This window comes from Mycoplasma marinum, assembly GCF_004335975.1.
Classification (GTDB): Bacteria; Bacillota_I; Bacilli_A; order Mycoplasmatales; family Metamycoplasmataceae; genus Mycoplasma_K; species Mycoplasma_K marinum.
The window spans coordinates 1-11,043 of record NZ_PSZO01000025.1; the positions used below are offsets into that span (position 1 = coordinate 1).

The 11,043-nt window shown below is 28.9% G+C and carries 12 protein-coding genes; 8 read left to right on the forward strand and 4 right to left on the reverse strand.

Annotation, left to right across the window (positions count from 1 at the left end; genetic code table 4):
* Positions 1–256 precede the first annotated feature (256 nt).
* The gene (locus tag C4B24_RS04140; RefSeq protein ID WP_131599513.1) at positions 257–1,123 is read right to left on the reverse strand and encodes a TMEM164 family acyltransferase; all 867 of its coding nucleotides are present in this window, start codon (positions 1,121–1,123) and stop codon (positions 257–259) included.
* A gap of 32 nt (positions 1,124–1,155) precedes the next feature.
* Positions 1,156–2,145 carry a tryptophan--tRNA ligase gene (gene trpS / locus C4B24_RS04145; protein WP_131599514.1) on the reverse strand — a complete coding sequence of 330 codons (990 nt, stop codon included), beginning with the start codon at positions 2,143–2,145 and terminating at the stop codon, positions 1,156–1,158.
* Positions 2,146–2,217: 72 nt separating this feature from the next.
* Between trpS and C4B24_RS04150 the strand changes: the two genes are divergently transcribed.
* A complete protein-coding gene (locus C4B24_RS04150) occupies positions 2,218–2,568 on the forward strand; it encodes a PTS glucose transporter subunit IIB (protein WP_131599515.1) in 351 nt (116 codons plus the stop codon).
* Positions 2,569–2,971: 403 nt separating this feature from the next.
* Positions 2,972–3,973, forward strand: coding sequence for a GTPase (locus tag C4B24_RS04155; RefSeq protein WP_131599516.1), 1,002 nt, complete (start codon positions 2,972–2,974; stop codon positions 3,971–3,973).
* Between the two features lie 77 nt (positions 3,974–4,050).
* Here the strand turns inward: C4B24_RS04155 and C4B24_RS04160 are convergent, their stop codons facing one another.
* Together C4B24_RS04160 and def are read right to left on the reverse strand one after the other, a co-directional pair.
* Complete coding sequence (locus C4B24_RS04160) at positions 4,051–5,856, reverse strand: ribonuclease J (RefSeq protein WP_131599517.1); 1,806 nt, start codon at positions 5,854–5,856, stop codon at positions 4,051–4,053.
* A gap of 182 nt (positions 5,857–6,038) precedes the next feature.
* The gene (def, locus tag C4B24_RS04165; protein WP_131599518.1) at positions 6,039–6,590 is read right to left on the reverse strand and encodes a peptide deformylase; all 552 of its coding nucleotides are present in this window, start codon (positions 6,588–6,590) and stop codon (positions 6,039–6,041) included.
* Positions 6,591–6,627: 37 nt separating this feature from the next.
* Here def and rsmD point away from each other — a divergent pair, with 37 nt between their 5' ends.
* From rsmD to C4B24_RS04195, 6 genes are read left to right on the forward strand one after another with little or no spacing between them, the layout of a single operon-like run.
* Positions 6,628–7,173, forward strand: coding sequence for a 16S rRNA (guanine(966)-N(2))-methyltransferase RsmD (gene rsmD / locus C4B24_RS04170; protein WP_131599519.1), 546 nt, complete (start codon positions 6,628–6,630; stop codon positions 7,171–7,173).
* 11 nt (positions 7,174–7,184) lie between these two features.
* Positions 7,185–7,757, forward strand: a complete 573-nt coding sequence (gmk, locus tag C4B24_RS04175) for a guanylate kinase (RefSeq protein ID WP_131599520.1) — start codon at positions 7,185–7,187, stop codon at positions 7,755–7,757.
* Entirely contained in the window at positions 7,757–8,488 is a 732-nt protein-coding gene (locus C4B24_RS04180; RefSeq protein ID WP_131599521.1) for a PP2C family protein-serine/threonine phosphatase, read from the forward strand. Before gmk ends, C4B24_RS04180 begins: the two co-directional genes overlap by 1 nt.
* Positions 8,488–9,453 (forward strand): serine/threonine-protein kinase, encoded by a 966-nt coding sequence (locus C4B24_RS04185; protein WP_131599522.1) that lies wholly within the window; start codon positions 8,488–8,490, stop codon positions 9,451–9,453. Before C4B24_RS04180 ends, C4B24_RS04185 begins: the two co-directional genes overlap by 1 nt.
* On the forward strand, positions 9,453–10,280 hold the full coding sequence (gene rsgA / locus C4B24_RS04190) for a ribosome small subunit-dependent GTPase A (protein ID WP_246005081.1): 828 nt from the start codon (positions 9,453–9,455) through the stop codon (positions 10,278–10,280). Before C4B24_RS04185 ends, rsgA begins: the two co-directional genes overlap by 1 nt.
* Positions 10,273–10,923, forward strand: a complete 651-nt coding sequence (locus C4B24_RS04195; RefSeq protein ID WP_131599523.1) for a ribulose-phosphate 3-epimerase — start codon at positions 10,273–10,275, stop codon at positions 10,921–10,923. The genes rsgA and C4B24_RS04195 overlap by 8 nt, the downstream gene beginning before the upstream one ends.
* Positions 10,924–11,043 lie beyond the last annotated feature (120 nt).

Sequence of the window (11,043 nt, forward strand, 5' to 3'; positions counted from 1 at the left end):
CAATTGTTTTAATGCCCACAATTTATCTTTAAATTTATAATGTTTCATAAAAGACACCACCCTTTCCGAGTTGTGTCTTAAATTTTTATCCTAATATATCTACATTCAAAGGATGTAGTTTTATTTTAAATTTTTAGTTTAGAAATTAACTTATTAATCCAACGGTAAATAAAAAAAGATTGTATCGAAATACAATCTAATTCATCAATTCATATATAATCTATTTTGCTAATTAAACATAATATATTTGATTAATTTACTTTTCCTTCTTTGAAGGTTTTTTCTTTTTGCTTCTAATTCATTTAAGTAGTTTTGGTGTTTCCACTTTTTCCATATTAAATCATTGTGATAAGAACGTTGATCCATATGCAATACCAAGACAAAAAATAACTGCAAATGGATAAAATATTAATGTGGGTCAAGGATATGGCGCTATATTATTCATGAATGTATATGATTCGCTTTTTAGAACTATTGTTCCACCCTTTAATGTTGTTACAATTATTCTATAACTAGGTTCAAACATAGCTGTTGAGAACATTCCGAACCTATCTTTTCAAAGTTTTGAATTGGCAGTTCAATATAAACTTCCTGTTAAGATAATGACAAATAAAATAAATAAAAATATAAAAATTATTGTTCTGAAGTAATCATATTTCTTATATTTACCAATAGTTATTAATCCATATAAAGCTATTATCATCATCAAAGCATGCTTAAAATATGAAATTAGTTGATCTGGTAATCAAGCCTTTGTTGAGTCATATTCAAAAGACGCTGAAGATAAAGTTAAGAAGGCTCCGATAAATAATCAAGGCAATATAGATTTAATTATTTTCTTATTACCCGTTAAAAGAACAAAAGGAGTTACTAACCCCATAAATGAACACATATCACCATATAATAAGTGCCATCAAGCTCCAATGCTAGCAAATGCAATTATGAAAGATAATTCAATAATACCCATTGCCACACCTAAAATCCTTAAATGTAAAATGGTGTTTCTTCCATTGAAATTTCTTTTATATCTAAAACGCATAAAAAGCATTATTAAAAAACCGATAAAAATAAAAACCAAAGTTATTGGTCCTTGTATTTGGCCTAATGTATGTAAAAAATTCATATATTACTCCTTTAATTTAAATGGGGTGATACTTATTTAAGTCCCAATCTTCTTTCTAGTTTTGAAGAAGATTTAATTGCTTGTTGAGAAGCTTTTAATGCTCCTTGTTCTGCAATTTCTTTTACGTTTAAAATAGCATCTTTATATTTCGCTTGAATATTGATTAAAAACTCCTTGACAACTACGGCTATTTCATCTTTAAAGTCCTTATAGTTATGATTCTTAAAGTACTCAGCTGCCTCAGCTATTGTTATGTCTTTAAATCCTGCATAAATTGTTAATAAATTAGTAACACCTGGTTTTTCTGGAGAAACATAAACTTTATTTTCTGAATCCGTAACTGCTTTTCTAATTTTGCTTGCAGCTAATTCAGGATCATCTAATAGTAAGATATGTGATTTTGCATTTGGTGATGATTTTGACATTTTAGAAGTTGGATCTGTTAGTGACATTATTTTAGCACCTTCTTTTGCAATATAAGGTTTTGGAATTTTAAAAGTATCTCCAAATTTATTATTTATTCTTGTTGCGATATTTCTTGTAAGCTCTAAATGTTGTTTTTGATCAGCGCCAACGGGAACTAAATCTGGGTTATATAATAATATATCACCTGCCATTAATGCAGGATATATTAATAATCCTGTAGGAATCATTTCTGTTCCATTTGAGCTTTTAACTTTAGATGATTTATCCTTGAATTGTGTCATTCTATTCAATTCTCCAATTGTTGTTTGAGATGAAATTAGTCAAGACATGTGGCCATGTTCTTTAACATCAGATTGATTAAATAAGGTTGTTTTTTCCGGATCTAATCCACATGCAATATAGAGAGCCATAATATTTTTCTTATTTTTTCTTAACTCTTTTGGTTCTATTGGATTTGTTAATGCGTGTAGATCAGCAACAAAAATAAACATTTCAAATTCTTCTTGTAATTTTACGAAATTTTTAATTGCTCCTAAATAATTACCAATTGTAAGTGTTCCTGTTGCAGTTATACCGCTTAGTATTCTTTTTTTCATAATTTTTCTCCTTAAAATACTTTTTAATTTTACCACATGTTATAATAAACTAAGAGTATTAAGGGGTGGAATATGACATTACTAGATAAAATTAAAATAGCATTACTTTCAATAATAACTTTTGGATTTATTTGAATTTGAATTAATAAAAAACAAGTTCCTAAAAATAAATTAACAGTAGAATCAAAAGTTAAAGTTAATATAGCTGAAATAATTAAAGCCATTGGTAAGGATAATATAACTGAAATAACAAACACTCGCCAACGTGTAAAGATATCTTTTAAAAATAAAAAACAAGTAAAAAAAGAAAACATTGAGAATTTAAAAGGTATTTCAGGAACAATTTTTTCTTCTACTTCTGTTTCGTTGGTTGTTGGTAATTCTGCGGCTGAAGTGGCAAAACAATTAAAAAATAATAGTTAATTTACTCATTAAAAAACAAGTCCTAATAATGGATTTTTATTTTGCGATATTAATATTAACTACAAACAAATTAATCAATATTTCAAAAGTTAACTTTTCTTATCATAGTAATATTTTATGAATGCTTAATTATAATTAAAATAGTTAAGAAATTAAAAGGGGTGGTATCGTGAACAATTCAGCACCAACATCTAAATAATAATTTTTTGAAATGTCTTAAATTATAGGGTATCTTAGAAACGCATATTTCCTTTATATTCCCTTTAAATAAAATAATAATGATATAGTGATCATTTTTTCAATATACAAAAGATTTACAACGTGATTGTATGTATTTTTTTGTATTCCCTTACAGTTTGACAAATTCTTAAAATTATTTTAATAAATTAAAGAAAGGGAAAAAATGAAATTTATCGATAAAACAAACATAAAGGTTAGAGCTGGTCATGGTGGAGATGGATTTGTTGATTTTATGAATAATGCTAATAAAAGTAGTGCTTGCGGAGGTGATGGAGGCAAAGGAGGCGATGTCTTTATAGATGTTGATCCATGATTAAGGACTCTTTCTGATATTAGGAAAAATCAATTTGCTAGAAAAGGGGAAAAAGGCGGTTCAGCAGGAAGGAATGGTTCGGCAGGAAAGGATTTGATTATTTTTGTTCCTAAAAATACTAAAATTACAATTGATAAAAAAGAATTTTTTATTCCAGAAGGGAAAACAAAATTATTTTCTGGCAGTAGTGGTGGATTCGGTAATCAAAAACTTACAAAAATTTACAAGAGCAATACACCCTTGGAAGAAATTGATCCTAAGCACAAAATATATGAATTTGGAAAAGGCGAGCAAGCACAATTGCACAATATTGACTTGGAGATGGAATTTATATCTGAAGTCGGATTATTAGGTAAACCTAGTTCAGGGAAGAGTACTTTAATTTCCAAGATGACAAATTATAAGGCCAAAATAGGTGCCTATGATTTTACAACTCTTAAACCTGCATTGGCAATTGCTGATATTGATGGCAGAAGGAAATTTGCAATGCTTGACTTACCTGGAATAATAAAAGGTGCTTCTTTTGGTAGGGGGAAAGGTGATGAAATAATTAAATATATTATGAAAACAAAGGTTATATTACATATTATAGATTTTGGTTCAAGTTATAAAGAACCAATTAAAGATTATGTTGAAATCAATAATGAATTATTTAACTATTCAAATAAATTTAATAAGATACAACAAATAATTGTTGCAAATAAAATGGATATGAAAAGCGCTAGAACTAAGCTTAAAATATTCAAGTTAAAATATCCAAATATCAAGATAATTCCAATTGTGGCTTTAGAAAATAAAGGCGTTGCGCACTTAATGGAATACATATGGGCACAAATTATTATCAAGGAATAATTTAAAGTTATTTTCTAATGTCTAAAAAACGATTAAAAAAAACGAATCCTTTTTGGGTTCGTTTTAGTTTCTAAAAATTATTTATTTTGTGTTGTCTTAGGTTTTGGTGTTTGTTTATTTTGTGTTTTTTTAGTTACCTGTTTTTTATTATTGTTATTATTTGGTTTTTTATTATTAGAAGGTTTTTTACCTCTTTTATTTCCGTTTTGTTTTTTACCTTCAGCAAAAATAATAACTGGAATTATAATTGGTCTTCTACGTTTAACTTTATAAAATAAAGGTTCTAGTCTCTCTTTAATGATTGATTTAACATCTTCTACTTTTCAATCTTTTTTATTTTTTATTGTATATAGAGTTGAACCGTGAACCAACCTTTGAGCTTCATTCATTAACTCTTGCGAAGATTTAACAAATAGTGTTCCTCTTGATATTAGTCTTGGTCTACCAATAATAGAATTCTTTTTCTTGTCTATAGCTACAACTACATTAACAAATCCTGAATCTGCAAGTCTTTCTCTTTCTGCAATAACTTCATTTGTTTGTTTTGAAGCTGTAATACCATCAATATATATTGGGCCTGGATTAATAAATTCTTCTGAAAGAGTAATTTTTTCATCAACCATTTCAAGAACTTGACCATTGTCAATAATGAAAATATTTTCTTCTTTTACTCCACATTCAACAGCTGTTTGTGCATGCGCAACTGACATTCTGTATTCCCCATGGAAAGGAGTAAAGTATTTTGGTTTAGCTTTTCTAAATACAGTACGGTGCTCATCTTTATAAGCATGACCAGATGTATGTAATCTTCCATCTATTCCATTTTCTTTAATATCAGCACCTAGTTTAGTTAATTGATTTATTAGCAACTCAATTTTCATCCTATTTCCAGGTATTGGTGATGATGAAAATATAATTAAGTCATCCTTTTCAACTTTAACTTGATGATGTTGCCCTCTAGCCATTCTTGAAAGAGCGGCCATTTCTTCACCTTGTGAACCTGTTGTTAAAATAACAACTTCATTTTTGTCATATTTTGAAATTTGTTTTTTATCAATAATTGTATTTGGTTTAATTTTAATATATCCTGCTCTTGAAGCAATTTTAATACCATTAACCATTGAACGACCAAATGGACAAACTTTTTTACCCATTTTTTCAACCATTTCAATAACTGCTCCAACTCTTTCGATATTTGAAGCAAACGTTGTAAATAGAATTCTATTTTCAGCTTTTTCAATAATTTTTTGAATGTCTTCTAATATACCTTGTTCAGTTGGTGAGTGATCAGGTCTCATGGCATTAGTTGAATCAGAGAATAAAAGAGTTAAACCTTCTTCTCCAACCTTATCTAATTTATCAAAATCTGTATGCGCACCAATTGGTGTATAGTCAATACGGAAATCACCAGTATCAGCAACTGTTCCGTTTGGTGTTTTAACTCTAACTCCAAATGCATCTGGAATTGAGTGTTGAACTGTTCAAAAATCTACTGTTAGTTGATCGTATTTAACAACTAAATCCTTTGTAGTTTCTATAAATTCTGTATTGTGTTTAATTTTACGCTCTTGTAGTTTGGCTTTAATGTACTCGCAACCAATTCTTGATGCGTAGATCTTAGGGATATGCACTTCTTGTAGTAAATATGGAATGGCTCCAATATGATCTTCATGACCATGTGTAATAAAAATAGCTTTAATCTTGTGTTGATTAGCCTTTAAATATGTATAGTCAGGAATGATTCCTTGGATACCAGTTTGTCATGAATCAGCAAATTTAATTCCTGAATCAATTATTACCATTTCTTCGCCATGTTCGATAACAATAGCAGCTTTACCTATCTCTTGCATACCACCAAGACCAAAAATCTTAGTTTTTATCATAGTATGTCTCCTAATTATTTATTATGTGTTTATTGTGTGAAGTATCACTTCTTCTTATTTATTATACAAGGAAAACGAAACCAACGGTATCTAAAATGATATTAATAAAGTATCATTGTCCTTTTTATCTTTTATTTGGGGAGATTTTATCTATATAAAAAAATAGCTATTAGCTATTTTGGTTAAATTAAAACTTCCTTTTCTTTTACTTTCCAAGGTTTTTTTTGTTCTATTCTATCATAGAATAGTCCGCCATTAATGTGATCCATTTCATGTTGGAAAACAATAGCTTCGTAACCTGTTTTTGTAATCGTAATTTCCTTACCTTGTATGTATGAATAACCTTTTACAATTACTTTAAAAGTTCTGTGAACAAGTCCATCTGTATTTGGTCATGATTCTTGAACAGATAAGCAACCTTCTCCAACTTCAATTGCAGATGGTGTTGTTCCCATTCCAATGAATTCAGGATTTATTAAAAATTCTTTGAAATTTTCTTTATCTTCTCCAAGTGGTATATTGACATAAAACATTCTTTTATCTACTCCAATTTGATTTGCGGCAATACCAACGCCAGCTCTATCTTCAAATCCTGGCAATTGTGATTTATCGATATAATTTATCATTCAATCTGCCGCTTTTTTTACTTCTTCAGAAAGTGGAAAATCAACTTTCTCTAAAGTCTTCCTTAAGATTTTATTATCTTTGGGTATTTTTGTTATTTTAAAGTTCATATTTTTATTATATATTAACATGTGCTATTATTCTAATATGTTACGAATAATCTCAGGAAAATATGGCGGAAGACAAATTGAACAGCCCGAAATGGAAATAACAAGAGCTACAACTGATAGAATTAGAGAAGCTATTTTTTCTTCTATTCAATTTGACGTACCAAATTCACTTGTTTTAGATTTATTCTCAGGTTCTGGAGCTTTTGCTTTAGAAGCTGTTTCTCGTGGTGCGATGAAAGCCATTGCAATTGAAAAAAATTCAAAAGCTATAAATATAATAAAAAGTAATAAAGATTTATTAAAAATTAATAATATGGACATCATTAAAACTGATGCAATTTCATATGTAAAATCTAAATCTGGTGCCAAATTTAATTTAATTTTTATGGATCCTCCATATGAAGAAATTGATTTGTACAATCAAACATTAGAAGAGATAAAAAAATCTAATCTACTAGCAACTAATGGTTATATTATTTTGGAAACTGATCGTGCAGCAGAGTTAATAATACCTGACAAATTCATGATTCAAAAATCTAAAAAATACGGGAAAATTTCAGTATTACTAATAAGTAATGTATAATATTTTTAATTATGAAAAAAGGTAAATTAATAGTTTTTACAGGACCGTCTGCAGTTGGTAAAGCAACAGTAGAAAAATATTTATTTGAAAAACCAGAATTAAAACTAGGTTTTTCAGTTTCCGCTACTACACGTTTACCGCGTGAAGGCGAAAAACATGGTAAGCATTATTTCTTTTTAACTAAAGAAGAATTTAATTCGAAAATAGAGTCAAATTCATTCATTGAGTGAAATGAACATTTTGACAATAAGTATGGAACATTAGAAGCAGAAGTAGAAAAAATAATGGCTAAGGGAAAATCAGCCTTTTTAGAGTTAGAACCATATGGAGCGATGAACGTTGTTGATCATTATAAAGATGCAGCAGATGATTTGATTACAATCTTTTTAGCACCTCCTTCAATTGATGTTCTTGAAAAACGTATGAGAGAAAGAGGGACTGAAACTGAAGAGCAAATAAAAACAAGACTCGCAAGAGCGTCAGAAGAAATTTCTTTTTCACCAAAATTTCAATATGTAGTTATAAATGATGAACCACAAAGGGCAGCAGAAGAAATTACTAAAATTATTTTAGGGAGATATTAATGCAATCATTAGTTAAATCTGATATAGGCGTAGTTAGAGCAGAAAACCAAGATAAAGCAACCATCCTAGAAAAGGATGGTATTGTTCTTTCTGTCCTTTGTGATGGTATGGGCGGTCACACTGGCGGATCATATGCATCAAGATTGACTATTGAAGCTGTAGAAAAAGAATTCATAAAACATACTCCACATTCTTCTGATGAATTGTTTCCTTGATTTAAAGATGCACTTAAAAGAGCTAAGAAACTTATGGAAAAGGCAGCTAAAAATGATAAACCATTATTGGATATGGGTACAACTGTTACTCTAACTTTATTTTATCCAGATGGGAATGCATATATATTTAATGTCGGTGACTCAAGAACATATATTTATAATGGATTACTTCATCAAATAACTGTGGATCATAATTTAAGAAATTATTACATTAATGAAGAAGGACTTTCTCCTGAAAAAGCAGCTAATATTTTAGGTGGTGCAGCTTTAACTTCAGCTCTTGGGCCAAGAAAAACTACAAGAATAGATGCATTTCAAGTTTCTATTAATAAAGAAACTGAATATATAATCCAAACATCTGATGGAATACATGATTATTTAACTAAACCACAATTTGAATCAATTGTTGGTTCTAAAAAACCATTGGAAGAAATATGTGATGAATTAATTGAGACAGCTATTAAAGGAAACTCTGGTGATAATCTTACAATTGCTATTGTGAAAGTGAGAGGATAATGCTAGAAAAAATTGATGATAAATATAAAATTATTTCAAAAATTGGTCAAGGTGGTATGGCTGAAATTTATCTTGCTGAAGATATGTTTGATCATAAAAGAGTTGCTATTAAAGTTTTGCATCCTGATAAAAAAAATGATATTGTTGCAATGAAACGTTTTAACTCCGAGATGAAATTAACCAAAACTGTTGATTCTCCATATGTTGTTAAAATTTATGATTGAAAACTTAATGAAAAAGTTCAATATATCGTTATGGAATATGTTGAAGGTTCTATTTTTAAAGATTATATTGAGCAAAGAACAAAACTGACAGTAGACGAAGCAATAGAATTTTCAAAGCAACTTGCTTTAGGTTTTGCAGAGATTCATAAAAGAGGAATAGTTCATAGAGATATTAAATCTTCAAATATTATGATTTCAGATCATGGTAAGGTTAAAATTATTGATTTTGGTATTGCACTAACAGAAGAATCTGATAGATTAACAAGGTCAGATAGTATTATAGGTTCTGTTCAATATCTTGCACCTGAAATTTTAGATCAAGAAAAACCAAGTCATAAATGAGATATTTATGCTCTTGGAATATTGATGTATGAAATGCTAACTGGTTCATGTCCTTATAATGAAAAAGATGCTTTGGCAACGGCATTGAAACATAAAAATTCAACTGTACCAATGGTTAATAAAACAGTTGAATCCATTCCTCAATCTGTTGCTAATGTTGTTGCAAGAGCAACTGCGAAAGATAAAAATAAAAGGCACTCTGATATGATTGCTTTTTATCAAGATTTAAGCAATGCACTAGATACTGAAAGAATTTATGAAAAACCCATTAATTTATCAGCAAAAGAAAAGAAGAATTTCTTTTCAATTATGAATTCTAAATGGACATTAATTGGTATATTATCTTTCACATTTATTGCATTAATAATAGTTATTATAACAGTATTGGTGGTGAAATAATGCAGGGACAAGTTATTAGAGTTATTGCAGGTTTTTATGATATTGAAAGTAAAGGCGTTGAGTATAGAACACGTGCTCGTGGTAATTTGAGAAATGAAGGAATTTCTCCAGTTGTTGGAGATATTGTTAATTTTGAACCAAATGGTTTTTTAAATGAAGTTTGTGAAAGAAAGAACTCATTAGTGAGACCAAAAGTTGCAAATGTTGATCAAGCAATTATAATTACCTCTCTTAAAGAACCAAAATATTCCTCTTTATTATTGGATAAATTTCTAGCTATTATTGAATTTAATAATATTAAACCAATTATAGTTTTTACGAAAGCTGATTTAACTGATGAAACACATTTAGAAGAATATAAAGTTCAAGGTTATGATGCATTTGAAATTTCCAATCCTAATGAGTTGGGATTTGAAACTTTAAGAGGTATTTTTAAGGATAAATTATCTGTATTTACTGGTCAAACAGGAGCTGGAAAATCAACAACTATAAATTCTCTTGCAGGTTTGAATATCAAAACTCAAGAAATATCCAAAGCTCTTGGTAGAGGTAAACATACTACAAGGGTCGTTGAAATAATTGATTGGTTTGGCGGAAAATTAATAGATACTCCAGGATTTTCTTCTTTAGAATTTAATTTGACTAAATTAGAATTAGCTCATTCTTACCAAGATTTTAGAAGTCTATCAAGAGAATGTAAATTTAGAACATGTATACATAATAAAGAAAAAATTTGTGCTGTAAAATATGCAGCTGAAGACGGTAAGATTTCAAAACAAAGATATGAAAATTATCTTAAATTGCTTGAGGAGGCAAAAAATGAATAAAATAGCAGCATCATTATTAAATGTTGAAAATAGTGAAAAATCTAGAGTTACAAACCAACTTATTGAAAATGGTTTAACTTGAGTACATTATGATATTATGGATGGAATTTTTGTTCCAGCAACAGCTTTATCTTTGCAAGATGTAGAAAAGAATGTTAGTTTAACTGAAAAACACTTTGTGGATATACATTTAATGGTTGCTTCTCCACCCAACTACATTGAAAAATTTAAACACGTTGCAGATCTTATAACATTTCACCATGAATCAGAATCATACGAAGTTGGTTTGGAAATTGTAAAAGCAGGATCAAACAATGCATATAAACAAGGTATAGCTTTTAACCCGAAAACAAATGTGGAGCAAATCTATGATTACTTGCCATTTGTCGATGTTGTTCTTGTTATGTCTGTTCAACCAGGAGCTGGTGGACAAAAATTCAATGAAATAACTTTGGAGAAAATTTCTAAGTTAAGAAAATATATTGATGGTCGTGGGATGGATGTAATAATTGAAGTTGATGGTGGTATTAATAACATTACTGGGCCGCAAGCATTTGAAGCAGGAGCAGATGTTCTTGTATCTGGTTCTTATTTATGTAAAGAACCTACAAAAGAAAGACTTAATTCAATTAAGGGTAAATAAAAAAAAGTGTTTTTAGCACTTTTTTCTTCATTGTAATTTAAAGTGCAACACTTTTACAGTTATAAATAAATTATACAAAAATTGTATATTAAAGATTCGGACTTGAAATGAGTTCGAGTT